The 24,650-nt window shown below is 67.5% G+C and carries 22 protein-coding genes; 9 read left to right on the forward strand and 13 right to left on the reverse strand.

The window, feature by feature from the left end; genetic code table 11:
- Positions 1 to 14: 14 nt before the first annotated feature.
- Complete coding sequence (locus AB0I14_RS27655) at positions 15 to 2,180, forward strand: molybdopterin-dependent oxidoreductase (RefSeq protein WP_358028708.1); 2,166 nt, start codon at positions 15 to 17, stop codon at positions 2,178 to 2,180.
- Here AB0I14_RS27655 and AB0I14_RS27660 read toward each other — a convergent pair.
- Together AB0I14_RS27660 and AB0I14_RS27665 are read right to left on the reverse strand one after the other, a co-directional pair.
- Positions 2,177 to 2,707 (reverse strand): hypothetical protein, encoded by a 531-nt coding sequence (locus AB0I14_RS27660; protein WP_358028711.1) that lies wholly within the window; start codon positions 2,705 to 2,707, stop codon positions 2,177 to 2,179. The genes AB0I14_RS27655 and AB0I14_RS27660 overlap by 4 nt on opposite strands.
- A gap of 77 nt (positions 2,708 to 2,784) precedes the next feature.
- On the reverse strand, positions 2,785 to 2,988 hold the full coding sequence (locus AB0I14_RS27665; RefSeq protein WP_358028715.1) for a hypothetical protein: 204 nt from the start codon (positions 2,986 to 2,988) through the stop codon (positions 2,785 to 2,787).
- A 133-nt stretch (positions 2,989 to 3,121) separates the two neighbouring features.
- Here AB0I14_RS27665 and AB0I14_RS27670 point away from each other — a divergent pair, with 133 nt between their 5' ends.
- Positions 3,122 to 3,988: an AIM24 family protein gene (locus tag AB0I14_RS27670; RefSeq protein WP_358028718.1), complete on the forward strand. Its 867-nt coding sequence runs from the start codon at positions 3,122 to 3,124 to the stop codon at positions 3,986 to 3,988.
- On the opposite strand, the gene AB0I14_RS27675 is transcribed toward AB0I14_RS27670, so the two are convergent.
- The 6 genes from AB0I14_RS27675 to AB0I14_RS27700 form a co-directional block, all read right to left on the reverse strand.
- A complete protein-coding gene (locus AB0I14_RS27675) occupies positions 3,969 to 5,228 on the reverse strand; it encodes an MFS transporter (protein WP_358028722.1) in 1,260 nt (419 codons plus the stop codon). The two genes, AB0I14_RS27670 and AB0I14_RS27675, sit on opposite strands and share 20 nt — an antisense overlap.
- Complete coding sequence (locus AB0I14_RS27680) at positions 5,225 to 6,313, reverse strand: PLP-dependent cysteine synthase family protein (RefSeq protein ID WP_358028725.1); 1,089 nt, start codon at positions 6,311 to 6,313, stop codon at positions 5,225 to 5,227. Before AB0I14_RS27680 ends, AB0I14_RS27675 begins: the two co-directional genes overlap by 4 nt.
- A gap of 102 nt (positions 6,314 to 6,415) precedes the next feature.
- Positions 6,416 to 6,808 (reverse strand): hypothetical protein, encoded by a 393-nt coding sequence (locus tag AB0I14_RS27685; protein ID WP_358028728.1) that lies wholly within the window; start codon positions 6,806 to 6,808, stop codon positions 6,416 to 6,418.
- Between the two features lie 100 nt (positions 6,809 to 6,908).
- Positions 6,909 to 9,125, reverse strand: coding sequence for a heavy metal translocating P-type ATPase (locus AB0I14_RS27690; RefSeq protein ID WP_358028731.1), 2,217 nt, complete (start codon positions 9,123 to 9,125; stop codon positions 6,909 to 6,911).
- Complete coding sequence (locus AB0I14_RS27695; protein WP_358028734.1) at positions 9,122 to 9,937, reverse strand: hypothetical protein; 816 nt, start codon at positions 9,935 to 9,937, stop codon at positions 9,122 to 9,124. Before AB0I14_RS27695 ends, AB0I14_RS27690 begins: the two co-directional genes overlap by 4 nt.
- A 12-nt stretch (positions 9,938 to 9,949) precedes the next feature.
- Positions 9,950 to 10,156: a heavy-metal-associated domain-containing protein gene (locus tag AB0I14_RS27700; RefSeq protein WP_358028736.1), complete on the reverse strand. Its 207-nt coding sequence runs from the start codon at positions 10,154 to 10,156 to the stop codon at positions 9,950 to 9,952.
- A 99-nt stretch (positions 10,157 to 10,255) separates the two neighbouring features.
- Between AB0I14_RS27700 and AB0I14_RS27705 the strand changes: the two genes are divergently transcribed.
- Positions 10,256 to 10,972, forward strand: coding sequence for a response regulator transcription factor (locus AB0I14_RS27705; protein WP_358028739.1), 717 nt, complete (start codon positions 10,256 to 10,258; stop codon positions 10,970 to 10,972).
- The gene (locus AB0I14_RS27710) at positions 10,969 to 12,072 is read left to right on the forward strand and encodes an ATP-binding protein (protein WP_358028742.1); all 1,104 of its coding nucleotides are present in this window, start codon (positions 10,969 to 10,971) and stop codon (positions 12,070 to 12,072) included. Before AB0I14_RS27705 ends, AB0I14_RS27710 begins: the two co-directional genes overlap by 4 nt.
- Here AB0I14_RS27710 and AB0I14_RS27715 read toward each other — a convergent pair.
- From AB0I14_RS27715 to AB0I14_RS27735, 5 genes are all read right to left on the reverse strand, one after another.
- Positions 12,069 to 12,767 (reverse strand): DUF305 domain-containing protein, encoded by a 699-nt coding sequence (locus tag AB0I14_RS27715; protein WP_358028745.1) that lies wholly within the window; start codon positions 12,765 to 12,767, stop codon positions 12,069 to 12,071. The two genes, AB0I14_RS27710 and AB0I14_RS27715, sit on opposite strands and share 4 nt — an antisense overlap.
- A gap of 63 nt (positions 12,768 to 12,830) precedes the next feature.
- Complete coding sequence (locus AB0I14_RS27720; protein ID WP_358028748.1) at positions 12,831 to 13,928, reverse strand: adenylate/guanylate cyclase domain-containing protein; 1,098 nt, start codon at positions 13,926 to 13,928, stop codon at positions 12,831 to 12,833.
- Entirely contained in the window at positions 13,928 to 15,214 is a 1,287-nt protein-coding gene (locus AB0I14_RS27725; protein WP_358028750.1) for a GAF domain-containing protein, read from the reverse strand. The genes AB0I14_RS27720 and AB0I14_RS27725 overlap by 1 nt, the downstream gene beginning before the upstream one ends.
- 44 nt (positions 15,215 to 15,258) lie before the next feature.
- Complete coding sequence (locus tag AB0I14_RS27730) at positions 15,259 to 16,038, reverse strand: acetoin reductase (protein ID WP_358028752.1); 780 nt, start codon at positions 16,036 to 16,038, stop codon at positions 15,259 to 15,261.
- Positions 16,035 to 17,102 (reverse strand): 2,3-butanediol dehydrogenase, encoded by a 1,068-nt coding sequence (locus AB0I14_RS27735; RefSeq protein ID WP_358028755.1) that lies wholly within the window; start codon positions 17,100 to 17,102, stop codon positions 16,035 to 16,037. Before AB0I14_RS27735 ends, AB0I14_RS27730 begins: the two co-directional genes overlap by 4 nt.
- 154 nt (positions 17,103 to 17,256) lie before the next feature.
- On the opposite strand from AB0I14_RS27735, the gene AB0I14_RS27740 reads away from it, so the two are divergent.
- The 5 genes from AB0I14_RS27740 to AB0I14_RS27760 all read left to right on the forward strand — a co-directional run bounded on the left by AB0I14_RS27740 (position 17,257) and on the right by AB0I14_RS27760 (position 24,612).
- Positions 17,257 to 19,086, forward strand: coding sequence for an NAD(P)/FAD-dependent oxidoreductase (locus tag AB0I14_RS27740; protein ID WP_358028757.1), 1,830 nt, complete (start codon positions 17,257 to 17,259; stop codon positions 19,084 to 19,086).
- 82 nt (positions 19,087 to 19,168) lie between these two features.
- Positions 19,169 to 19,873, forward strand: coding sequence for a polysaccharide deacetylase family protein (locus AB0I14_RS27745; protein ID WP_358028760.1), 705 nt, complete (start codon positions 19,169 to 19,171; stop codon positions 19,871 to 19,873).
- The gene (locus AB0I14_RS27750; RefSeq protein ID WP_358028763.1) at positions 19,870 to 20,382 is read left to right on the forward strand and encodes a DNA-deoxyinosine glycosylase; all 513 of its coding nucleotides are present in this window, start codon (positions 19,870 to 19,872) and stop codon (positions 20,380 to 20,382) included. Before AB0I14_RS27745 ends, AB0I14_RS27750 begins: the two co-directional genes overlap by 4 nt.
- A 60-nt stretch (positions 20,383 to 20,442) precedes the next feature.
- Positions 20,443 to 21,279 carry a sensor domain-containing protein gene (locus tag AB0I14_RS27755; protein WP_358028765.1) on the forward strand — a complete coding sequence of 279 codons (837 nt, stop codon included), beginning with the start codon at positions 20,443 to 20,445 and terminating at the stop codon, positions 21,277 to 21,279.
- A gap of 165 nt (positions 21,280 to 21,444) precedes the next feature.
- Complete coding sequence (locus tag AB0I14_RS27760) at positions 21,445 to 24,612, forward strand: adenylate/guanylate cyclase domain-containing protein (RefSeq protein WP_358028768.1); 3,168 nt, start codon at positions 21,445 to 21,447, stop codon at positions 24,610 to 24,612.
- Positions 24,613 to 24,650 lie beyond the last annotated feature (38 nt).

Here is a 24,650-nt window from a genome sequence, read left to right on the forward strand (position 1 = left end):
GTAGTGTCGGTGTAATGACGTCCCGTACCGTGCACACGTTCTGCCGGTACTGCCTGGCCTCGTGCGGGCTGGAGGTGACGGTCGAGGACAACCGGGTGGTCAAGATCGCCGCCGACAAGCTCAACCCGCACACCTGGGGCGATTTCTGCGCAAAAGGCCGCACCGCCGGGCAGGTGGTGGAACACCCGCGGCGCATCCTTCGCCCCATGCGCCGGGTCGGTGACGGCTATGTCGAGGCGACCTGGGACGAGGCGATCAGCGACATCGCGCAGCGGATGAACCGGATCATCGACGCCGGGGGCCCGGATGCGGTGGCCGCCTACTACGGCAATCCGGCCGGCTACTCGTCCTCGAACCTGGTTTTCATGAACGCGTGGCTGGACGCCATCGGCACGTACAACCGCTACGCGGTCGGATCAGTAGACCAGAACGCGCTGCACGTGGTGGCCGAAGCCATGTACGGATCCCCACTGATGGTGCCGGTCTCCGACGTCGACAACTGTGACTACTTCCTGATCGTCGGAGCCAATCCCGCTGTGAGCGCATGGAACTGGGTTGAATCTGTGCCGGGCGGCTGGCGCCGCGCGCTGGCCCGCCAGAAGCAGGGCGCACGCATCGTCGTGGTGGACCCGATCCGCACCGAGAGCGCGCAGGCCGCCGATCTGCATCTGCCGGTGCGTCCTGGTGCGGACTGGGCGCTGCTGCTGGCGATGGTCAAGGTGATTCTCGACGAGGGCCGCGAGCACCGCGGCGATTGCACCGAGTTGGCCACCGGAGTGGCCGCCCTACGTGACCTGGCCGCCGATGCCGATCTGGACGACCTGGCGGCGCGCTGCGATATCGCCCGTGACGTGATCGAGCAGGTGGCCCGCGAATTCGCCTCGGCGCCAGGGGCGATGGCCATCACCCGCACCGGGGTGTCGCTGCACGCCGCGGGCACGGTGGCCGAATGGCTGGGTCATGTGCTCAACCTGATCACCGGGCGGATGGACCGCCCCGGCGGACGCCGCTTCGAGCCGGGCTATGTCGACACGCTGCGGCTGGCCGGGCTGGCGGCCACCCGCCCGCACACCAGCAGGGTGGCCGGGCGTGAGCTGGTGGCCGGGGCGCACGCCCTGGCCGAGCTGCCCGACGAGATCACCACGCCGGGGCGCGGCCAGATCCGGGCGCTGCTGGTCAATTCCGGCAACCCGGTGATCTCCGGCCCCGACGGGGCCCGGCTCGACGAGGCCCTGGCACAGCTCGATCTACTGGTGGCCATCGATCTGGTGCAACGCGAGAGCCACCGGCACGCGCACTGGCTGCTGCCCGCGGTGCACTGGCTCGAACGCGACGATCTGCTGGCCTTCACCAGCGGTATGCACGACGAGCCGTACGTGCAGTACGGGACCAGGGCCGTCGAGCCGCCGGCGGGCGCCCGCGAGGAGTGGCGGGTGTTCGCCGACCTGGCACTGGCCATGCGCCGCCCACTGTTCGGCGCCAAGGGGTTCAACGGTTTCGTCCGCGCCACCCGCTGGCTGGCGGCGCGGACCCGACGGCCCGGGTTGGCGTTCGGGCCGCACTGGATGGACCGGCTGATCATCCTGACCTCGCGCAAGGTCGACGGGCACAAACTCACCTGGCGCGAACTGAAGGCGCACCCACACGGCCTGGTGCTCGGACCGCGGCAGTTCGGCCGGTTCCGCGAAGCGTTGCGCACCCCGGACCACAAGGTCCATGCAGCCCCCGAGCAGTTCGTGGCACGGGCCCGTGAACTGCTCTCCACATCGGATCTCGAAGCGCCGGAAGGATTCCCGTTCCTGCTGGGTAACGGGCGCCGGCGGCATTCGATGAACTCGTGGCTGAACGAATTGCCCGGCCTGCATCCGGGCGGGAAGGGCAATGAGGTACTGCTGCACCCCGGCGACGCTGCAGCGCTGGGTATCGCGACGGGCGACCGGGTGCGGGTGTTCTCACCGGTCGGGCGACTCGAGGTGACCGCGGCCCTCAGCGACCGGCCCCGCCGCGGGGTCGTCGTACTCGATCATGGCTGGGGCTCAGGGGTATTCGACCCCCGTCACGGCAGCCCGCCGGACTCCTACGGGGTCAACCGCAACCTGCTGGCCGACCGGGCAGCGATGGACCCGCTTTCACAGACCTCGGCGCTGGGCTCGGTTTACGTGGGAATCGAGCGACTCTAGGCGCCGGGCCCCTCGGCCCGCAGATCGTCAACTGCCTTCATGGCGTCGCGCAGCTTGTCCAGCCACTCCTCGGTGTGCTCGCCGACCAGGCGCACCGACCAGGCCAGCGCATCCGAGCGCGACCGGGCCACGCCTGCGTCGACCAGGGTGTCGAGCACCTGCCGTTCGGGCTGCTTCAGGCGGGTCATCACCGGTACGGCGATGTGCGTGAACAGGATTCGCTCCGGCTCTGCGTCGCCGGTACTGATTTCCACGCCCCAGGAGACCTTACGGTCGAACCGGCCCTGCGCCTCGTCGGCGATGCGCATGCGTTCGCCGCGCGTCTCCTCCCGGAATCGCGAGGCGCGCCCGGAGGCACGGGCTTTGGTCTCGGCTTCTTCCGGATCGGGAAGCCGGCCGATGACGGTGATCTCCTCACGGTCGACGACCACGGTCGGATCGCCCGTGAACCAGGTATCGGGCAGTCGGCCCGCGAACCACTCGGCGGCCTCATCCGCGGACCGGCGATGGTGTTGATGTTTGTTCATGATTACATGATTACACCGTTACACCGCTGATGGGACGGCGTTCACCACCGGCGAACGCAGATTTTCTGCTTTCCGGGCTAGTTGCGCTTGAGCAGCAGTGCGGCGCCGCCGGCGAGCACCAGGGCCACCAGCAGGAGCCCCGCCCAACCCGCGCCGGCGATCCACCACACGGCGCCCAGCACGATGATCGCCGGTGACACCGCGAACAGCACCATGCCGGGGTGCTGCTTCAAGACCGCGAGCGCACCCTGGGCGCGAATCGGGTCGATTTCCTTTGCCATGTCACCAGAATGCCAGGGCAACGGCGCGTTTGTAACGCTGTGGCGGCGCCGAGGCGAAAAATCCGCCACCTGGTTACAAACGCGACCCTCTGTAGCCTGGTGGCGACTTCTTCCCCACCCGACGATTCGAGGAATGACTGTGAACGGAACCCCGCAACCCGGTTGGCTGCCCGATCCTGAAGGCCGCTTCGAATACCGGTGGTGGGACGGGCAATCCTGGACCGATCAGGTATCCCATCAGGGCCAGGCCGGCCGGGCGCCGATGGGCGGAACGCCGCAGCAACCGCAGCCCCAGCAGGCGCAGGTTCAGGCTCAACCCCGGGGTGACGGGTTCGCCGGCATCAGCGGCGAACTCGTCGATGGCCGGTTCAGCGAGAAAGAGGCGACGCCGATCGCCAACCAGAACAAGAAGATGCTGCGGGTCCGCCTGGGCGAACCGTTCATGGCCCGACAGGGCTCGATGGTCGCCTACCAGGGCAACGTCGACTTTGCCTTCGAAGGCGGCGGCGCATCGAAGTTCATCAAGAAGGCGCTCACCGGTGAAGGCCTTCCGCTGATGCGCTGCCAGGGCTCCGGCGATGTGTTCCTGGCCGATCAGGGCTTCGACGTCCACCTGCTGCAACTGTCCAACTCGGGCCTGTCGGTCAGCGGCAAGAACGTCCTGGCCTTCTCCTCGAGTCTGGACTGGAACATCGAACGGGTCCGCGGCGGCAGCATCGCCACCGGCGGGCTGTTCAACACCACGCTGCGCGGCACCGGGTGGGTGGCGCTGACCACCGACGGCCCGCCGGTGGTGCTCGACGCCGCCGAGGCCCCGACCTTCGCCGACACCAACGCCGTGGTGGCGTGGTCGGCACACCTGCAGACCCAGCTCAAGACGAGCTTCAAGGCGGGTGCGCTGATCGGCCGAGGCTCCGGTGAGGCCGTGCAGGTCTCGTTCCACGGCAACGGTTTTGTGATCGTGCAGCCGTCGGAGGGCATCACCGTGCCGATGCAGTGAGCGGCGCGGGCGCCAGCTTCCCGCCGTCCCGCATCAGCGCGTAGAGCGCCGCCGCGGACACCAGCCCGATCGCCGTGAGGCCCAGCCACACCAGTTCGGACAGGCCCGCGGCGCGGGCGGCGCCGATCAGCGAACCGGTCGCCAGGTTGCCCAGCAGGATCCCGATGCCGACGACGGTGTTGTAGAACCCGTAGTGGGTCGCGACCAGTCGATCGCCCGACAGCGCGACGACGGTGTCCATCTCGAACGGGAACACCGCGGCCGAGCCAAGCGCCAGCAGCGCCGACGAAACGAGCAGTGCCGCCACCGCGGCGGCGGTACCGAACCGGCCGCCGTCAGGCACCACTGCCAACGGAACGAAGGCCGCCGCCAGGACCATCAGGCCGACCACCAGGCTGCGCCGTGGCCCCCAGCGGTCCCCGAACCACCGCGTGATGCGCAACTGACCGCCCACCGCGATCAGACCGGACACCACGAATATCCCGGCTACCAAAGCGGTTTCGTTCCCAGGCCGCAGCTGCGCCGCCTGCAGCGGCAACGCCAGATACACCTGGAAGGACAGCACGTAGGAGCCGATCATCGCCACCGCGAACAACACGAACCCGCGGTTGGCGATGACGCTGCGCCAGTCCTGCAGCACCGAACTCCGCTGTTCGACCGGCTCGGCACGGTGCCGCGGCAGGGCCAGCAACTGGGCCACCGTCAGCACCGCGAACACCCCGGCAGCGACTGCTGCGGTCACCCGGAAATCGAAGGCCAGCAACGCCATTCCGGCCAGCGGGCCCAGCAGGATCCCGGCCTGGTAGAACACGTTGAAGGTGGCGAACGCCTCGAGCCGCCGGTCACCCGCGTCGGCGGCCAGATAGGCCCGCACGGCGGGATTGAACAGTGCTCCGGCGAAACCTGTTGCCGCCGAGGCGATCAACATCGCCGGTAGCGAGTCCGCGACGACGAGCAGACCGAACCCGGCGGTGCGCAAGAGGCACCCGGCCACGATCAGCGGCTTGTACCCCAGCCGGTCCGCCAGGGTGCCGCCGACTATGAACATGCCCTGCTGAGAGAAGTTCCGCACTCCCAGCACCAGCCCTACCGCCCAAGCGGCCAGGCCGAGCGGCCCGGCCAGATAGCCGGCCAGGTACGGCATCAACATGTAGAAGCCGAGATTGATGCCGAACTGGTTGACCATCAACAGCCGACTCGGCAGATCGAAGCTGCGGAACTGCGTGATCAGTCCGCTCACCGGGCCACCGCCGTCGGGTCGGCGACCGTCTCGCATCGGGTCCAGGTCTGCACCACGCGGTCGGCGGTGTTGGCGATCGTCTCCGGTTCATCGGCCGGTTGATGATCGAGCAGACCGAGGTCCCGGCAGTAGTCGTCGTTGTACACGGTGTCGAAGTAGCGCTGCGGGCCGTCGGGGAACACCGCGGCAATCGTGGTGCCGGCCGGATGGTTTCGGGCCGCCCAGCCCGCGACCAGACCAACCGCGCCGACGCTCCAGCCCCCGCTCGCGTAGTACGTCGACGCCAGCGTCCGGGCGGCCCACACCGCGTCGGCCGGCGCGACCCAGTGCACCTCGTCGAACGCGGCGTAATCCACGTTGCGCGGATAGATGCTCGAACCGAGGCCCCGCATGACGCGGGTCGCGGCGGGCTGACCGAAGATCGTCGAGCCGATCGTGTCCACCCCGATCAGGCGCAGGTCCGGGTTGAACTCACGCAGCACCCGCGCCACGCCTGCGGAGTGCCCGCCCGTACCGACCGAGCAGACCAGCACGTCGACATGTCCGATCTGGGCATTGAGTTCCAACGCGAGCGGCCGGTAGGCGTCGACGTTGTCGGGGTTGTTGTATTGGTCCGGGTACCAGGCGTTGTCCTCGGCCGCGAGCAGCTCGGCCACCCGGTCCCGCCGGGCCTGCTGCCACCCACCGGTCGGGTGCGGCTCGCTCACCATCGAGACGTCGGCACCGTAGGCGGTCAACATGCGCTCGATGATGGGCTCCAGGCCCGGATCGGTCACCAGGGTCACCGGGTGGTGGTAGATCGTTCCCGCGAATGCGAGACCGAGACCCAATGTGCCGCTGGTCGATTCGATGATGCGACCGGCCGGTTTCAGGTCGCCGCGGGCCCGGGCCTGCTCCACCATGTGCATGGCGGGACGGTCCTTCATACCGCCCGGGTTGAAGCCTTCGAGCTTCGCCCAGAATCCGCGCCCGGCATCGGCGAACGGAGTGGACACCCACAGGGTGGGAGTGTGGCCGACCATGGTGTTGGGCCCACGGTTTCGGCGCAGAACGTGGAATGAACGTGTGGACAGGGCATGGTTCATGGAATCGTCGATTCTGTATCCGGCCGCGCTGAAGCGCGGCACCTGATCTGGACAGCGTTGGGGCATCAGCGCATTGCGCACTGGCAGCCCCGCGCTGAGAGATCAGCGGCGCGCGATACAGATCCGGATCAGAAGCGCTTGACCGGCGAGTGGGATCCGATGGCGGTCAGGTGGACCCCGCTGCGCCCGCACGGCGGCGCACCCGCACAGCACCGCGCAGCCGACGATGAACGCCACCACCGAAAGTGCGGCCGCTGTGGCGGTAGCCCGTGGCAGCACCGCAGCGGTGAAACCCTCAAGCGTGTGAGGCGCCGAACCATCACTGACGTGCGGGTGATCCAGCATCATCGCGCTGCTGCCTTCGCCGATCGCGGCGGAAACAGCATGCGGCAGATGCACCGCCTGTTCGTGGCTCGTCACCTGCCATTGGCCCGCGAGCACGGCCGCCCACAACACGGTCGCCATCATGGCCACCAGCCGTGACAGTGAGTGCATACGAGACCCGCGTGGTATCACGATATTTCCGACTGTAGCCGGGCGATGCCCACAATTCCGGGCGCGCGTGATTTGAATCCAGCCTGTGACCCTCTCGCGATCATCGGAATCGCCTCAGCCGCAGGCTGTTACTGACCACGAACACCGAGGAGAACGCCATCGCCGCACCGGCCAGCATGGGGTTGAGCAGTCCAGCGGCCGCCAACGGCAATGCCGCGATGTTGTAGGCGAACGCCCAGAACAGGTTGCCCTTGATGGTGGCCAGCGTGCGCCGGGACAGCCGGATGGCATCGGCGGCGGCCCGCAGATCACCGCGCACCAGGGTCAGGTCGCTGGCCTCGATCGCCACATCGGTGCCGGTGCCCATGGCCAGGCCGAGATCTGCCTGCGCCAGAGCCGCGGCGTCGTTGACGCCGTCGCCGACCATGGCCACCACGCGGCCCTCGTCCTGCAGCCGTTTGATGACATCGACCTTGTCCTGCGGCAGCACCTCGGCGTAAACCTCGTGCACGCCAACCTGTTCGGCGATCGCGTGCGCAGCCGCCTCGTTGTCGCCGGTCAGCATGATCGGTTCCAGACCGAGGGCGCACAGCTGCCCGATCGCCTCTTTCGAGGTGGGTTTGACCGCGTCGGCGACCACCAGCACGGCCCGCGCCTGCCCGTCCCACCCGACGGCGATCGCGGTGCGGCCCAGGTCCTGCGCCTCACGCATCGCGGTGTCCAGCTCCGGCGGCAACAGTTGCGACCAGTCGGCCAGCAACTGGCGCCGGCCCACCACCAGGGCATGGCCGTCGACAATGCCCTGTACCCCGAGGCCTGCCACGTTGGCGAAGTCCTCCACCGCGGGTAGCTCGCCGAGCTTGTCCCGGGCACCCTTGGCGATCGCCCGGGCGATCGGGTGCTCGGATCCGTCTTCGACCGCCCCGGCCAACCGCAGCACCTCGGTGGGATCCTCACCGGGCGCGGTGATCACATCGAGCAGCGTCATCGCTCCGGTGGTCACCGTCCCGGTCTTGTCCAGCACAACGGTGTCCACGCGGCGGGTGGACTCGAGCACCTCGGGCCCCTTGATCAGGATCCCGAGTTGGGCACCGCGGCCGGTGCCGACCAACAGCGCGGTCGGGGTGGCCAGGCCCAGCGCACACGGGCAGGCGATGATCAGCACCGCCACCGCGGCGGTGAACGCCGCAGCCACCGATCCGCCGGTCCCCAGCCAGAATCCGAGGGTGCCCACCGCGAGCGCGATGACGATCGGCACGAAGACCGCGGACACCCGGTCTGCCAAACGTTGTGCCTGCGCTTTGCCGGATTGCGCGTCCTCGACCAACTGGGCCATCTGGGCCAGCTGGGTATCGGATCCGATTCGCTTGGCCCGCACCACGAGCCGACCGCCGACGTTGACCGTGGCGCCCACCACCTGATCACCGGAACCGACTTCGACCGGGACCGATTCACCGGTGAGCATCGAGGCATCCACCGCCGACGAACCCTCGACCACCTCACCGTCGGTGGCGATCTTCTCGCCGGGCCGGACCACGAACTCGTCACCCACCGCCAGCGACTCGATCGGAATGCGTTGTTCCACACCGTCCCGCAGGACCGCGACGTCCTTGGCGCCGAGCTCGAGCAAGGCGCGCAGCGCTGCCCCGGCCCGCCGCTTGGAGCGTGCCTCGAAGTACCGTCCGGCCAGGATGAAGGTGGTGACGCCCGCGGCGACCTCCAGGTAGATGTTGCCGGTGCCGTCGGACTGCGAGATGGACAGTGAGAACGGGTGCGTCATTCCCGGCATCCCGGCGGTACCCCAGAACAGGGCATACAGCGACCAGCCGAACGCCGCGATGGTGCCCATCGAGATGAGCGTGTCCATGGTGGCGGTGCCGTGCCGCAGGTTCGTCCAGGCGGCGCGGTGGAACGGCAGCGCGCCCCACACCACCACCGGTGCGGCCAGGGTCAGCGAGAGCCACTGCCAGTTGGTGAACTGCAGCGCGGGGACCATCGCCATGGCCACGACCGGGATGGTCAGCAGCGCCGAGACGATCAGCCGGGTGCGCAACGCGGCGGTCGGGTCGTCCTCGATGTGGCTCTCGCCCGGTTCGGTGGCGGGCAGTTGCGCGGTGTAGCCCGCGGTTTCGACGACCTCGATCAGCTGCTCGGGCGTGACCTCACCCGCCACGTCGACAGTGGCCTTCTCGGTCGCGAAGTTCACCGTCGCCGTGACGCCGTCCAGGTGGTTGAGCTTCCGCTCGATACGTCCAGCACATGAGGCACACGTCATCCCGCCGATCTCCAGTACGACGTGTCCGGTGGCGGTACTCACGGTGTCCCCTCAACGGTGAATTCGGCGGTGTGCACCGTGTCGCGGTGCTTGAAATCCAGGAACAGCCGGTACTCGCCGGCGCTGGGAAGTGTGGTGTGGAACGCGATCTGCGGCCCCGGCGCGGTGGCCGCGTCGGCCGCATCGCTCATCGGATGGACGTGCAGGTAAGCCAGGTCCGACGCGCGCACCGCGACCAGGTGCCCATAGGCGCCCAGGTAGGGCTGCAGGTCGGTCACCGGCTTGCCGTCCTTACTGACCGAGAGTGTCAGCTCCGAGGGTTGACCGGCCCTGGCCACCCCGGCGAGCGTGACGGTGTACCCGTCGACAGTGGCGGTGTCGGCCGGCGCGGGCAGTGGTTGTGGCTGGTACTTACCCGCCACTGTCATGTCGGCGCCGAGGGTGGCCGCACGGCCGTCGGCCGGAACGAAGTCGGCGAATACCCGGTAGTCGCCGGGCTGGGCCAGATCCAGCGGAACACTCCACGTACCCGACTTGTCGAGCACCGGATGCACGTGCTGATAGCCGGCGAGATCGCGGCGCACCACGATCAGATGCAGCAGCTTTTCGTGGCTCTCGACGTACTCGGTCACCGGGGCGCCGGTGCCGTCGACGATCCGGAACCGCAGCGGTACCGCGGCGCCGGACGGCAACGCAGCCTCATCGAGTTGAAGCGTGTATGCCTCCGCGTGGCCGGCGTCGTGGCCCGTAGCCGGGGGGCTGCTCGGCGTGACCGCCGAGCCGATCCCGAAGGACACGGCAAACACCACGACGAGTCCGACGACGAACCCGATGAGCTTCTGCGGCGCACTCATGATCGACCTGCGTCAGCCCGCGACGGCGTAGCCGGCCTCGGCGACCGCATCGTTGATGGCCGACGGATCCAGCTGACTGTCGCTGTCGATGGTCACCAGCCCGGTCGACAGGTCGACCTCGACCGTGCGCACGCCGGGGAGGCCGCCGACCTCTTCACGCACCGACGTGGCGCAATGCCCGCAGGTCATGCCGCTGACGGTGATGGTCTGGGTGCTCATGCGATTTCCTCCTGAACCAGCTTCGTTGTCGATTCATACTATACCCCCCTAGGGTATGAATTCCATATGCCCCCTCGCCCGGTGCTGCACTATGGGCACATGGAGCAGACACCGGGCGGCTACCGGGCCCTTGTGGTCGACGACGAAGCCGCGCTGGCCGAGGTCGTCGCGAGCTACCTCACCCGCGAACAATTCGAGGTCACCATCGCTCACGAGGGGTCCGAAGCACTGCGCCTGGCCCGCGAGGTCGACCCCGACGTGGTCGTCCTCGACCTCGGCCTGCCCGGCATCGACGGCGTGGAAGTCTGTCGACAACTGCGCACGTTCTCCGACGCCTACGTGGTGATGCTGACCGCCCGCGACACCGAGATGGACACCATCGTCGGCCTGTCGGTGGGCGCCGACGATTACATGACCAAACCGTTCAGCCCGCGGGAACTGGTGGCCAGAATCCGGGCCATGCTGCGCCGACCCCGCGTCGCCACGCCCGGGGCGGCTGATGGCCGGGTGTTCGGCGCGCTGCGCATCGACGTCGACGGACGCCAGGTCTTCCTCGACGACGAACCGATCATGCTGACGCGCACCGAATTCGACGTCCTCGCCGCCCTCTCGGCCCGCCCCGGCGTGGCCCTCAGCCGTCGCCAGCTCCTCGAATCCGTGTGGGAAACCAACTATGTCGGTAACGAACACCTCGTCGACGTTCATATCGGTCACCTCCGCCGCAAACTCGGCGACGACCCGGCCGATCCGCTGTACGTGATCACGGTGCGCGGCGTCGGATACCGCATGGGTACCGGGCAGGACGGCCAGCGATGACCATCGGCCTGCGCACCCGACTGCTGTCGGCCCAGGCCCTGGTACTGATCGCGGGTGCCGGCACCACCGGACTGGTGGCAGCCATCGTCGGACCGCCGCTGTTCCGCGAACATCTGCACCGCGCAGGAGTTTCCGGCGACTCGGCCGAACAGATGCACGCCGAAGAGGCGTACGTCTACGCCACGATGATCTCGATCGCCGTCGCGTCCTGCGTCGCGATACTGGCGGCACTGATCGTCACCTGGTACGTCGGCAGACGCCTGCAACGGTCGTTGACCGAGGTGGCCCAGGCCGCCACCGCCATCGCCGACGGCCACTACGACTCGCGGGTGCCACCCGCCCATCTTGGTGACGAATTCGACTCCCTGGCAAGTTCTTTCAACCAGATGGCTGGGCGCTTGGAGGCCGTCGACGCCGGCCGCCGCAGGCTGTTCAGCGATCTTGCCCATGAGATCCGAACTCCGGTTTCGGTATTGGAGGCCTACTTCGAGGCCATCGAGGACGGCGTGAGAACCCTTGACCCCGAGACCGTCTCGATGCTGCGCCAGCAGACCCACCGGCTGGTCCGGTTCGCCGGCGACGCAGCCTCCCTGGCCAAGGCAGAGGAGAGCCCGGCCACGATCACCCCTGTCCCGGTGGCGACGCACACCGTGGTGGCCGCGGCCGTCGCCGCGGCCCAGGACCGATTCGACGACAAGGGCGTCACGCTGGATTGGCGGGCAGCCGAAGACCTGCCCGCGCTCTGGGCCGATCCCCACCGGCTGGCCCAGATTCTGGGCAACCTGCTCGACAACGCATTGCGGCACACCCCGGCCGGCGGGCAGGTGACGATCAGTGCCGCCACCGGCCCCGAGAGCGGCACCGTCACACTGACGGTGACAGATACCGGCGAGGGCATCCCTGCCGAGCACCTGTCCCATGTCTTCGAGCGGTTCTACCGGGCCGACGCCGCACGCGACCGCGACCACGGCGGATCAGGCATCGGGCTGGCGATAGTGAAGGCCCTGGTCGAAGGGCACTGCGGGCGGATCGAGGTGACCAGCCCGGTGACCGGTTCGAGTGCGGGGACCACCTTCACGATCACCCTGCCGACCGGCTAGAGCGAACCCAGGATCTGGCGCATGGTGTCGATCTCCTGCTGCTGCGTCTTCACGATGGTGCGGGCCATCTCGACCGCAGCGGAATACTGACCGTCCTTGATCTCGTCCTGGGCCATGGTGATCGCGCCCTCATGGTGAGCGATCATGTGCGTCAGGTACAGCTTGGCCGCCTCGGCGCCCTGGGCGTTGCGCAGCGCGGTCATGTCGGTCTCCGACACCATGCCCTGCATCGCGGGCATGTCACCCTGCATGGCGGGCATGTCACCCTGCCTGGCGGGCATGTCGCCCGGCCCCATGTTGCCGTGACCCATGTCGCCATGGCCCTGCTGCGGCATGGGCGGCATCGGCGGGTTGCCCCACTGCTTCAGCCAACCCTGCATCTGCGCGATCTCCGGGGCCTGGGCACCCTTGATCTGGGTGGCGAGGTCCGTCACCCGCGCGTCGATGCCCGGCTTGGCCAGCAGCACGTCGCTCATCTCGACGGCCTGCTGATGGTGCGGAATCATGTGCTGGGCGAACATCACATCGGCGTCGTTGTGAGCCGAGTTGTCCGCATTGCCCGAAGCCTGCGGCGTCGTCGCCACGGCCGAAGTGGCGGTCGTCGCATCGGTAGCCCCGTCGGTGGACTGGCTACAGCCGGCCACCAGAGCCGCCGCGACCACCGCGCCGGCACTCAGCATCATCAGTTTCGTCATCCCTCAAGCGTCCCCAGGCTCGATGTGGCTGTCCTAGTCTTTCGATGAAGATTCGATAAAGGTCTACGCGATCCGGGCCCGGAACAGCTTGACGTCATTCTTGACGCCCTTGAGGTGGCGGGCCCCGGCGAACGACCAGCTGAACCGGTCCGCCTCACCGACCGCTGTCCGGGTGGACTCCGCCACCAGCACCGTCCCGGGCCGCGCCGCGCCGGTGACCCGGCTGGCCAGATTCACCGAACCCCCGAACCAGTCACCGGCCCGGCTCACCGCCGGCCCGGTCGCCAGCCCGACCCGCAACCGCGGGAACTCCTCGTCGGTTTCGGTGGCCGCCACCAATTGCAAGGCCGCATCCAGAAGCGCCGCCGCGTCGGTGCTGACGAGCATCACCGCATCGCCGATCGTCTTGATCAACCGCACCGGGCCGACCGCGACCTCACGTGCCGCGTCGGCCAGCCGATTCGCCAGCCGCTCAAGGTCTTCGGGCTGCACCACTTCGCCGAGCCGGGTGAACCCGACGATGTCGGCGAACGCGATGGTGACCAGCCGCGCGCCGGGCAGCTGAACCCCCTCGGCCCGCTCGGAGGCACTCACGGCCTCGGTCTCCAACGAATGACGAAGCTGAACGAACAGCATGTCGCGGATCATCGGACCGATCAGCGGCGCCGCCTCGGCCACGAGCGCCTCGGTCGCCTTGGCGGTTTCCAGTTCCGTTGCCCCCGGCGTCAATACTGCCGCCAGCGCGGCGTGGCGCATCACCTCGGCGGCCCGGCCCAGGCCCTCCGAGAGCACCCGGGTGATCAACACCATCTGATCCGGGGCGATGCCGAGCTCCAGAAAACGCTCAGCGAAGCCCACCGCCTCGGCATCGGCCCGCAACAGCACCGCGGCATCAGGGTCCTCGACGGTCGCCAGCCCCATCGCCCGTTGCAGACGCTGCGCCAGCTCGACGTCCAGTCCCGTCTGCTCGCTGATCTCGCGGGTCGACACATACGTGCCGTCGTCCCCGGCCACCCGGCGCGAGGCCAGCAGCATCGGGGTGACGGCCTGGCGGATCTGCTCGGCGCTGATACCGCGGGCCAGAAGCCATTGGACCAGCTCGGCGCGCTGCGCACCGGCCTCACCGTCGAGTCCGTCCAGGAGTGTGGGGTCGGCCGTCATCAGGTCAAGGTATACCCACGCACCGCATGAACCGCCGGAGCCGTCGACGAGGTCAGCAGCATCGACATGTCCTGCGGGTAACGGACATCCACGATCACCGAATCCCCGAACCGGTACGGCTTGCCCGCCACCAGACCGGCGAACTGTTTACGCAGGCGCGACATTTCGGCGCGCACGGTCACCACTCTCGATCGGTCACCGTAGAGGTCCTCGGCGAGTTCCGGTGCAGACCGGCCCTGTTCGCTGGTCGCCAACACCAGCAGGATCTCGGCATGCCGGCTGGAGATGCCGCGCCGCCAATTGCCGAACTGGCCGACCATCTCCAGTGACGGTTCCCCGTCGCGCAGGTCGAGGATGACCTTCGAGGGCACCGCGGTGGACTCCACGTCGTCGGCCACCCGGACCAACCACCCGCCCGGCAACGACTCCACATCGCACATGCCCAACGGCGGGATCCACACTCGACCGGGTAACCCGTTCTCGGGCAACAGGATCCGATTGTGTATCGGCAATGACGCCACCGCCGCCACCCAGCCCTCCGCATCGACCGCCAGCGCCGGGCCACCCACCCTGGCCAGCATCGGTGCCGCCACAGTGCGCAGCTGGTTCAACGTTCGGTCATGTGCTTCCCGGAGCTGGGATTCGGCCAGCCGCGCCACCAGATCCACCAGGGCCACCGTCGTCGGATGCACCGTCGGCGCCGGTCCGGACACGTCGACCACGCCGATCACGTGCCCGGTGCGCGGATCCCGAATCGGGGCACCGGCACACGTCCACGGGTGGTGGCTACGCAGGAAATGCTCGGCCGAGAAGATCTGGACCGCTCGATGGGAGACCAGAGCGGTGCCGATGCCGTTGGTGCCCACGGCGTTCTCACTCCACGACGCGCCCTCGATGAAGCCCAGACGGTCTGCGAGCCCGAGCACCCGCGCCGAGCCGGACCGCCACAGCACCCGGCCGCGGGCATCGGCGATGACCAGGATGTTGTCGCCCTCTTCGATCACCGATTCGAGTCCGCGGGTGACATCGTCGAGCACCGCCATCAGCCCCGACTGTTGCCTGAGCAAGTCCAGTCCGGTGGTTTCGATGCGGGGCGGAATGTGATGGTCGGGGTTGATCCCCTTGGCCCGCAATCTGTTCCAGGAATCTTCGATCACCGAACGCGGGCGCGCCGGCGCCCGGTCACCTGACATGGTCGCGTCGTACACGGCAGACAACAGCATCGCGTAACGCCGCGGGTCCTCACCGGATGAGACCGCGGGCTCAGGTACCGCCGAACCAGCCATCACCGCTGATTGTGCTCCACATCACAACTCCACGCCACGCCGACCTACCGATAGACCAAGCCTCCATCGATCAGACCGGCCTGACCAGTCATGTAATCGGCGTCCGGCCCAGCCAGATAGGCCACGAATCCGGCGACGTCCTCAGGGGTTTCCGGCCGCCCCAACGCGATGCCACCCGCGTACTTCTGGAACGTCTCCCCCTCGGCGGCACCGGTGAGTTGGGCGAATCTCTTGTCGATCTCGACCCACATGTCGGTGCCGACGATTCCCGGGCAGTACGCGTTGACGGTGATCCCCGCGGACGCATACTCCTTGGCCGCAGCCTGAGTCAGACCGCGGACAGCGAACTTGGTGGCGCTGTACACCCCGAGCATCGCGAAACCGTCGTGCCCGGCGATCGACGAGGCGTTGATGATCTTCCCGGGCCTGCCCAGTTCGATGAACTTGGCTGCCGCAGCCTGGATCCCCCACAGCACGCCCTCGACATTGATCGACCACACCCGGGCGATATCGGCCGGCGTCACATCGGCGATCGGTCCGACCAGAGCCACCCCGGCGTTATTGACCATCACGTCGAATCCGCCGAGTGCGACGGCGGCATGCTCGACCGCGGCGTACACCGAATCACGGTCGCTCACATCGGTGACGAATGTCGTTGCTTTGGGGCCGATTTCGGAGATCTCCGCGGCGACCGCATCGATGCCGTCGCCCGCCACGTCGACAAGTGCGACGTCGGCCCCCTCGCGCGCCAGCCGCAATGCGATGCCGCGTCCGATCCCGCGGCCCGCGCCGGTGACCAGTGCCACCTTGCCCTGCAATGTCACGATGCTTCTCCATTCGGATTGTCGGCCGGGTTGACCAGCACTTTCATTTTCTTGCCGGCGTGCAGGGCTTCGAAGCCCTCGTCGATCACGTCATCGATCCCGATGGGCGTCACCCACCCCTGCGTGTCGTACACCCCCTGCGCCATCAGATCGATGACGGCCTCGAAGTCCGCCGAGGTGTAACACAGAGAGCCCTGGATGCGGGATTCGTTCATCACCAGATTGAGCAACGGTGTCGTCAGCGGTTTTTCGTAGATCGCGACGCTGATCGTCGGTTTGCGCGCACCCACGCACGCGGTGGCTGCCGTGATGGCCGGCGCCACCCCGGCAGCGTCGAACGCCGCGTCGGCACCCCGGCCGTCGGTGCGATCGGCGATGAACGCGGGAACGTCGGTGGCGGTCGGATCCAGGGTCTTGGCCCCGAGCACCTCAATGGCGGCCCGCCGGGTCGGCGAGGGTTCCACCACGAACACCTCGTTGAGCCCCTTGCCGCGGAGTGCAAACCAGAGCCCGATGCCGATGGGCCCGGCTCCGAAGATCACCGCCGTGTGCAGCGGGCCGACCTCCCCGAGAGTCGCGGCGTGGTAGGCCACCGACATCGGTTCGACCAGCGCGCCGAGTTCGAGCGACACGTTGTCGGGCAACCTGTGCAACATGTTGACCGGAACGACGGTGTACTCGGCCATACCGCCGTCGGACATCAGGCCGTGGAAACCGATCTGTTGGCAGATGTTGTAGGTGCCGGCCCGGCACGGCGAGCAATGTCCGCACCGGTAGATGGGCTCGATCGCCACCCGGTCACCGGGCGCGTACCCGGTGACACCGGCACCGACCTCGGTGATGGTTCCGGAGAACTCGTGGCCCATGGTCAGCGGCAGCTGCCTGCCGGTGAGCGGATGCGGCTCGGTCGGCACAAAGATCGGGCCCGCATAGTATTCATGCAGGTCAGTGCCACAGATGCCGTTGAAACCCACCTTGATCTTGACGGTGCCGGGGGTCGGATCGGGCTCCGGGACGTCGGCGACCTCGACCTTGTTCGGTCCGTAGTACACGGCTGCTTTCATGATGAACGTTTCTAGGCCCGCGCCCCGGCCCGGCGTAAGAGTTGCAAGACGTTGCGGTGTCCTCTCGCAGGTCATTTCGCAGGCAAATGCCTGGCGGGCTGCAACCCCGTGCAACCCTTGTCGCGGCCCTTGACCGCCGTGTGAGCTGAGCCACATGACACAGACCACCGTCGCACCGCTGTCCACACTGTCACCGCAGGAACGGGTCGACGCCTGGCTGGCCGACTTCGAGTCCGCCCTGGCCGACCGGGACATCGAACGCGTCGTCGGGAAGTTCGCGACCGACAGCTTCTGGCGTGACCTGGTCGCGTTCACCTGGAACCTCAAGACCGTCGAGGGCCACGAGGGCATCGCCGACATGCTGGCCGGGCGCCTCGGTGACACCGATCCGTCCGGCTTCCGGACGGCGGAGACCCCGACCGAGGACTTCGACGGCGAGCACGTCATCACCTCGGCGTTCATCGAGTTCGAGACCGCGGCGGGCCGCGGAAAGGGCCACCTGCGACTGCGCGACGAGCTGGGCTGGACCCTGCTGACCACGCTGCAGGAGCTCAAGGGCCACGAGGAGCGGAAGGGCGCCAACCGACCGTTGGGCGCCACGCACGGCTCAGATCCCGACACCCGCTCGTGGTCCGAGAAACGTCTCGACGAGGACCTGACGCTGGGCTACAGCGAACAGCCCTACACCCTGGTGATCGGAGGCGGACAGGGCGGCATCGCGCTCGGCGCCCGGCTGCGCCAACTCGGGGTGCCGGCCATCGTCGTCGACCAACACGAACGACCCGGTGACCAGTGGCGCAAACGCTACAAGTCGCTGTGCCTGCACGACCCGGTCTGGTACGACCACCTGCCGTACCTGCCGTTCCCGCCGAACTGGCCGGTGTTCGCGCCCAAGGACAAAATCGGCGACTGGCTCGAGTTCTACACCCGGGTCATGGAGGTGCCCTACTGGAGCTCGACCACCTGCCTGTCCGCGGCCTACGACGAAGACGAACAGCGGTGGACCGTCGAGGTGAACCGCAACGGCGAGGCGGTGACACTGCGGCCGGTGCAGCTGGTCCTGGCGACCGGCATGTCGGGCAAGCCCAACATCCCCACCCTGCCGGGCCAGGAAGTGTTCCGTGGCGAGCAGCACCATTCCAGCCATCACCCCGGCCCGGACCGCTACGTCGGCAAACGCGCCGTCGTGATCGGCGCCAACAACTCCGCGCACGACATCTGTAAGGCGTTGTACGAGAACGATGTCGACGTCACGATGGTCCAGCGATCCTCAACGCACATCGTCAAGTCGGACTCGCTCATGGAGCTTGGCCTGGGCGAGCTGTACTCGGAGCGCGCGGTGGCCGCCGGAATGACCACCGAGAAAGCCGACCTGACCTTCGCGTCGCTGCCGTATGCCATCATGGCCGACTTCCAACGCCCTATCTACGACGCAATCCGCCAGCGCGACAAGGACTTCTACGCGCGGCTGGAAGCCGCCGGATTCGACCTGGACTTCGGCGACGACGACTCCGGCCTGTTCATGAAATATCTGCGCCGCGGCTCGGGCTACTACATCGACGTCGGCGCCTGCGAGCTGGTCGCCGACGGCAGCATCAAGCTCGCGCACGGTGAGGTCGACCGGCTGACCGAGGACTCGGTGATCCTGGCCGACGGCACCGAATTGCCCGCCGATGTGGTGGTGTACGCCACCGGGTTCGGCTCGATGAACGGCTGGGCGGCAGACCTGATCAGCCAGGAAGTCGCCGACCGGATCGGCAAGGTGTGGGGCCTGGGCTCGGGAACCACCAAGGACCCCGGCCCGTGGGAAGGCGAACAACGCAACATGTGGAAGCCCACCCAACAGCCCAACCTGTGGCTCCACGGCGGCAATCTGCACCAATCCCGGCACTATTCGCTGTATTTGGCGTTGCAGCTCAAGGCTCGCTATGAGGGCCTGGCAACGCCGGTGTACGGACTGCAGGAGGTCCATCACCTGAGCTGACGACCCACGAGATGGCGCCCCGAACGTGACTCCCCCCACGCCGTTCGGGGCGCCCGCGTGTCTGCGGGGTATACATGCGAGGGTGCGTCGATGGTTGTGGAGTCTCGCGGTTCTGCTGATCGCCGCGGCGACCGTGCTGGCCACCGGGTACTGGGTGTCGAAGTCACGCACCTTCGCGATCACCGGGCATCTGGTGCACCGGGTCGACACCTCGGCCAAGGTCATCGCCCTCACCTTCGACGACGGCCCGACCACGCATACCCCTGAGGTGCTGCGGATGCTCGGCGACTCCGGGGTTCGGGCCACCTTCTACCTCACCGGTGCGGAATTGACCGCTGCGCCGCAGTTCGGCACCGCGATCGCCGCCGGCGGCCACGAGATCGGCAATCACAGCTACTCGCATCGACGGATGGTGCTGACGTCATCGGCCACCGTCGCCGACGAGATCGAACGAACCGACACCGCCATCCGCGCCACCGGGTACCCGGGCCCGATCACCTTCCGCCCGCCGTACGGCAAGAAGCTCTGGACGCTGCCGCACTACCTGTCCACCCATCATCGGACCATGGTCACCTGGGACGTCGAACCTGATTCGGCTACCACGGCTGATGCCGACGCAATCGTGGCCGAGACTGTCTCGAAGGCACGGCCGGGCTCGATCATCCTGTTGCATGCGATGTATGACAGCCGCGCCGCCTCGCGTGCCGCGGTACCCCGGATCATCGGCGAATTACACTCGGCTGGTTACCGATTCGTCACCGTGTCCGAACTTCTGGCCGGCCCGTGACCGAACTGCTGCACGGGCTGGACCCCATCGTCGGCGCGGCGCCCCGGGTATTGATCCTCGGCAACATGCCGAGCGTGATGTCGCTGGCCTCTGGTCAGTACTACGGCAATCCGCGCAACGCGTTCTGGCGGATCACCGGCTCCCTGTACGGATTCAGCGCCGACACGGCGTATCCGGACCGGGTCGATGCGTTGCGGGCTCACCGGGTGGCAGTGTGGGATGTGCTCCGGTCCTGCCGGCGAGTCGGCAGCCTGGATTCTGCGGTGGAGCGGGACAGCATGTCACCCAACGACTTTGCGGCATTCTTCGCCGTGCACCGCACGCTCGAGCGGCTGGTGTTCAACGGGGCTGCCGCCGAGGCCAACTACCGGCGTCTCGTCGGCCCGCCCTCATTGCCCAGTGTGCGGGCTCCCTCGACCAGCCCCGCACAGACCATGCGCTACGAGGACAAACTGGACGCCTGGCGGGATGCGCTGGACGGCCAGGGCAGCCGTCGCATGACAATCTGAGGAATGTCTGGCCGTTGATCGCTTGTTGCGGCCCAATCGACCGTTACGATTTCGCCCACCATGACATATCCGCCGCAAAGCCCGTGGCCGGCTCAGCCGCCGTCCTGGCCACCCGCACCCCCGACCGCACCCGCACCGCGACGCGGCAACAGGACAGTCGCTTGGGTCGCCTTGGTGCTGGTGGTGTTGGTTCTGCTCGGAGCGGGACTCTGGTATTTCCTCGGTTCCGGGGGACAGACCAAGACGGTCAAGGATTCCGCCTTGCAGCGCACGCTGCTGAACGGCGCCGACGCGGGCATCATCTTGCAGGTCGGAGCGCTGGTGGGCGACCCCGAATACGACAACGGGGCCGTTCAGACCACCTGGGACACCGAGCGTGGGCTCGATCAGTGCGTGATCGGCGATCCGGCCACCGCGAACTGGTACCAGGACACCGGCTCGACGGCGGTACGCCGGCAGTTCCTGCAATCCCAGGAAAGGGACGAGATCGGACCGGTCGTGATGTTCGACCAGGCGGTGATCGCCTATCCCGATGCCGACGCCGCGCGCGCGGTGGTTCACGACATCCGGGACAAGTGGCAGCAATGCGTCGGTAAGGATGTGAGCCAAACCTTTCCGGATGAAGATCCGATGCTCTGGCACGTCGGCGATGTCTCGGAGAGCGATGGCGTGGTCTTGTCATATCTGACCCAGCTCGGCGACGATGCCGATGGCTGGGTGTGCCACTTCGGCATGGCACCGCGACGCAACGTGGTGGTCGAGATTCAGGTCTGCAGCGCTACGGCCAGTGCGGATTCGGTCGAGCAATTGGTGGCGAAGGTGAGCGAGAAGGTTGACGCCGCCGCAGAATCGCACGGGTCGCGCCATCGGCATTTTCGGTTCTGGCGACACCACTGAGCGCCGGATAACCGGGCCATCCGGTCCACGGCGACCGCGCAGGTCGTTGCTCGATTCGTCGTTGCCGTGGAAAAGGCCCATCGTGGCAGTGCGGCATCCCTGCCCCTAGGGCGTTGCTGCGTTCTATTCTCGTTGCAGCAGGTTCTCCGATGGCGGGGGCTTCGAATGACGGAAACTGCGACGTGCCGCGCGTGTGGCACCGAGCCGCGGGCAGGCGCCCGGTACTGCGACGCGTGCGGCGCGCCCGTCGCATCGACAGCGGGCGCCGAATACAAGCAGGTCACCGTCTTGTTCGCCGACGTCGTCCGGTCCATGGACATCGCAGCGACCTTGGGCGCCGAACGGCTCCGCGAGATCATGAGTGACCTGTTCAACCACTCCGCCGCCGTGGTACGCCGATACGGCGGCACCGTCGACAAATTCACGGGTGACGGAATCATGGCCATATTCGGCGCACCGGTTGCGTTGGAAGACCACGCTTTTCGCTCCTGCCTGGCCGCGCTCGAGATCCAGCAGCAGACCGCCCTGCTGGCGGTACAGGTGACGGCCCGCGACGGCCTCGACCTGCAGCTGCGCATCGGACTGAGCTCAGGTCAGGTCATCACCGGCGAAGTCGGCACCGACACGATGAGTTACACCGCGATCGGTGAGCACGTGGGCATGGCGCAACGCATGGAATCGGTCGCGCCGCCAGGCGGGGCGATGCTCACCGAGTCGACCGCACGGCTGGTCGAAGACACCATGATGCTGGGCGAGGCTGAGATGGTGCAGGTCAAGGGCGCCGATCACCCGATCCGAGCACGCCGGCTGCTCGGGCTCAATTCCGCACACAACCTGCTCAATGTCGACGAATCGACCTTGGTCGGCCGAGGTTGGGAATTGTCCGCAGTCGAGGGCATCCTCGAACGCTCGGTCCAGGGGCACGGCAGCATCGTTCTTCTGGTTGGTGGGCCCGGTATCGGCAAGAGCCGGCTGGTCAGCGAACTCGCGGCAAAGGCCGCCGCGCGCGGTGTGCCGGTGCACTCCACATTCTGTGAGTCCCACACCGGCGAAATCCCATTTCATGCCATCACCGGCCTGCTGCGTGCGGGATTCGGTGTGGCAGACCTGGACAGGGAGGCGGCCCGCGCGAAGCTTCGAGCCCAGGTTCCCGACGACACCACAGAGAGCCTGGAGCTACTCGACGACCTGCTCGGCATCGGCGACCCCGACGTCGTCCTGCCGGTGATCGACCCCGATGCTCGGCGGCGCCGGCTCACCACCGTCGTGAACGCGGCGTCGCTGGCGCGGAGCACCCCGGCGGTCTATGTCATCGAGGATGCGCACTGGATCGACAGCGTCAGCGAATCGATGTTGTCGGACTTCCTGTCAGTGACGCCGCAGACCTCGTCCCTCGTCGTGATCACCTACCGCCCCGAATACCACGGCGCATTGAGTCATGTCCATGGCGCGCAAACGATAGTGCTTGCACCACTGGACAATTCGGAAACATCAGCCTTGATCAACGAGCTGCTGGGAACCGGTGACGGCGTCGCCGACCTGACCGAAACCATCACCGGGCGGGCTGCCGGAAACCCGTTCTTCGCCCTCGAGATCGTGCGCGACCTGGCCGAACGCGGCCTGCTCCGCGGCGAACGCGGCGCGTACGTGCTGTGCGACGGGCAGGGCCCGGTGAGCGTTCCGGCCACGCTGCAGGCCACCATCGCCGCGCGGATCGACCGGCTGGATCCGGCGGCCAAGCGAACGCTGAGCGCCGCTGCGGTGATCGGGTCCCGGTTCAGCGCGGGGCGGTTGGCCTGCCTCGACACCGAACCGATCTTCGAGGATCTGATCGAAGCCGAGCTGATCGATCAGGTGCAGTACACACCGCACGCGGAGTACGCATTCCACCACCCGATGGTGCGGACCGTGGCCTACGAATCACAGCTGAAGTCCGATCGCGCTGAACTGCATCGGCGCCTCGCCGACACCATAGTCGCGCGCGAACCCGAACTGGCCGACGAGAATGCAGCGTTGATCGCCGAACACCTGGAAGCCGCCGGTGACCTGCATGCGGCATACAGCTGGCATATGCGCGCCGGAGCGTGGGCGAACAACCGCGACACCGCCGCAGCCCAGATGTGTTGGGAGCGCGCCCGCCAGATCGCCGACCTGCTGCCCGAGGATGATCCCGACCGGGCGGCGATGCGGATAGCCCCCCGCACTCTGGTATGCGGCAATGGCTTCCGCAGCAACGTGAGTGTCTCCGGCGCCCGGTTCGAGGAACTGCAGGAGCTGTGCGAGGCCGCCGGAGACAAAGCTTCCCTGGCCATCGGTATGGCCGGGCTGACCGGCGAGCTGATGCTGCAGGGTCGGGTACGCGACGCGTCACGGCAGGTGTCCGAGCACATGACCCTGATCGAGTCCATCGGCGACCCGGCACTCACCGTCGGCTTGTCGGCGACTCCGATCTCACTCAAGATCGAGAGCGGCGAAATGGGTGAGGTTCTGCGCTGGTCGCAGATGGCGATCGACCTGGCCGACGGCGACACCACCAAGGGCAATTTCATCATCGGCTCGCCGCTGGCGGCGGCCTTCGCAGCGCGAAGCATTGCCAAATGGGCCCTGGGTCTTGAGGGTTGGCGTGCGGACCTCGATCATGCGCTCGCCATGGCACGCAACACCGACAGGTTCACGCACGCGCTCGTCATCACCTGGACGTACTTCACCACGGTGTCCTGCGGAGTACTGCTCGCCAGCGACGACGCGCTGCGCGACATCGATGAGGCGCTGCAGATCACCGAAGGGGCCGGCGACGACATCGCGCTCGGCCTGGCCCGGGTGACCATGGGATACGCCCTGCTGAACCGAGATTTGCCGGCGGACCGGGAGCGTGGACTGTCCATCCTCGGCCAGGTTCGGCAGATGTGCGTGAGCGGGCGGTTTTATATGTCCGAGCTGATCGGCATCGATGTGTACACCGCGCGGGAACGAGCCAAGCGCGGCGACCGGGCCGGGGCCATCCGGGTGCTACGCGAAGCGATCGACGACCTCTTTCACAGCGGCCAGCTTCCGTACAACATCTTGGCGACCGGAATCCTCGCCGAGGCACTGCTGGACCGGGGCGCCGAGGGCGACGTGGCCGAGGCCGAGGCGGCGATCACCAGACTGGCGGCGACGCCGGCCGAGGACGGCCTGATCATTCGCGACATCATGCTGCTGCGGGTGAATGCGCTCATCGCACATGCCAAGGGTGAGGATGCGGCCTACCGCGAGTTCCGCGACCGGTACCGGGATATGGCCACCCGACTCGGCTTCGAGGGGCATACGGCGCAGGCCGCGGCTCTGCCCTGAGTTGGCGGTTGGTGGTTGGCGGCCGGTCGGGATCCACC

The organism is Mycobacterium sp. NPDC050441 (genome assembly GCF_040655355.1).
In the GTDB taxonomy this organism is placed as follows: Bacteria; Actinomycetota; Actinomycetes; order Mycobacteriales; family Mycobacteriaceae; genus Mycobacterium.

What these genes read in the sequence shown, in the direction of transcription:
- AB0I14_RS27660 (WP_358028711.1), bottom strand. Translation starts at nt 2,707, where the DNA reads ATGAACAAACATCAACACCATCGCCGGTCCGCGGATGAGGCCGCCGAG.
- AB0I14_RS27740 (WP_358028757.1), top strand. Translation starts at nt 17,257, where the DNA reads ATGACACAGACCACCGTCGCACCGCTGTCCACACTGTCACCGCAGGAA.
- AB0I14_RS27670 (WP_358028718.1), top strand. Translation starts at nt 3,122, where the DNA reads ATGACTGTGAACGGAACCCCGCAACCCGGTTGGCTGCCCGATCCTGAA.
- AB0I14_RS27655 (WP_358028708.1), top strand. Translation starts at nt 15, where the DNA reads ATGACGTCCCGTACCGTGCACACGTTCTGCCGGTACTGCCTGGCCTCG.
- AB0I14_RS27735 (WP_358028755.1), bottom strand. Translation starts at nt 17,102, where the DNA reads ATGAAAGCAGCCGTGTACTACGGACCGAACAAGGTCGAGGTCGCCGAC.
- AB0I14_RS27665 (WP_358028715.1), bottom strand. Translation starts at nt 2,988, where the DNA reads ATGGCAAAGGAAATCGACCCGATTCGCGCCCAGGGTGCGCTCGCGGTC.
- AB0I14_RS27720 (WP_358028748.1), bottom strand. Translation starts at nt 13,928, where the DNA reads ATGACGGCCGACCCCACACTCCTGGACGGACTCGACGGTGAGGCCGGT.
- AB0I14_RS27760 (WP_358028768.1), top strand. Translation starts at nt 21,445, where the DNA reads ATGACGGAAACTGCGACGTGCCGCGCGTGTGGCACCGAGCCGCGGGCA.
- AB0I14_RS27710 (WP_358028742.1), top strand. Translation starts at nt 10,969, where the DNA reads ATGACCATCGGCCTGCGCACCCGACTGCTGTCGGCCCAGGCCCTGGTA.
- AB0I14_RS27705 (WP_358028739.1), top strand. Translation starts at nt 10,256, where the DNA reads ATGGAGCAGACACCGGGCGGCTACCGGGCCCTTGTGGTCGACGACGAA.
- AB0I14_RS27680 (WP_358028725.1), bottom strand. Translation starts at nt 6,313, where the DNA reads ATGAACCATGCCCTGTCCACACGTTCATTCCACGTTCTGCGCCGAAAC.
- AB0I14_RS27700 (WP_358028736.1), bottom strand. Translation starts at nt 10,156, where the DNA reads ATGAGCACCCAGACCATCACCGTCAGCGGCATGACCTGCGGGCATTGC.
- AB0I14_RS27695 (WP_358028734.1), bottom strand. Translation starts at nt 9,937, where the DNA reads ATGAGTGCGCCGCAGAAGCTCATCGGGTTCGTCGTCGGACTCGTCGTG.
- AB0I14_RS27755 (WP_358028765.1), top strand. Translation starts at nt 20,443, where the DNA reads ATGACATATCCGCCGCAAAGCCCGTGGCCGGCTCAGCCGCCGTCCTGG.
- AB0I14_RS27715 (WP_358028745.1), bottom strand. Translation starts at nt 12,767, where the DNA reads ATGACGAAACTGATGATGCTGAGTGCCGGCGCGGTGGTCGCGGCGGCT.
- AB0I14_RS27685 (WP_358028728.1), bottom strand. Translation starts at nt 6,808, where the DNA reads ATGCACTCACTGTCACGGCTGGTGGCCATGATGGCGACCGTGTTGTGG.
- AB0I14_RS27725 (WP_358028750.1), bottom strand. Translation starts at nt 15,214, where the DNA reads ATGGCTGGTTCGGCGGTACCTGAGCCCGCGGTCTCATCCGGTGAGGAC.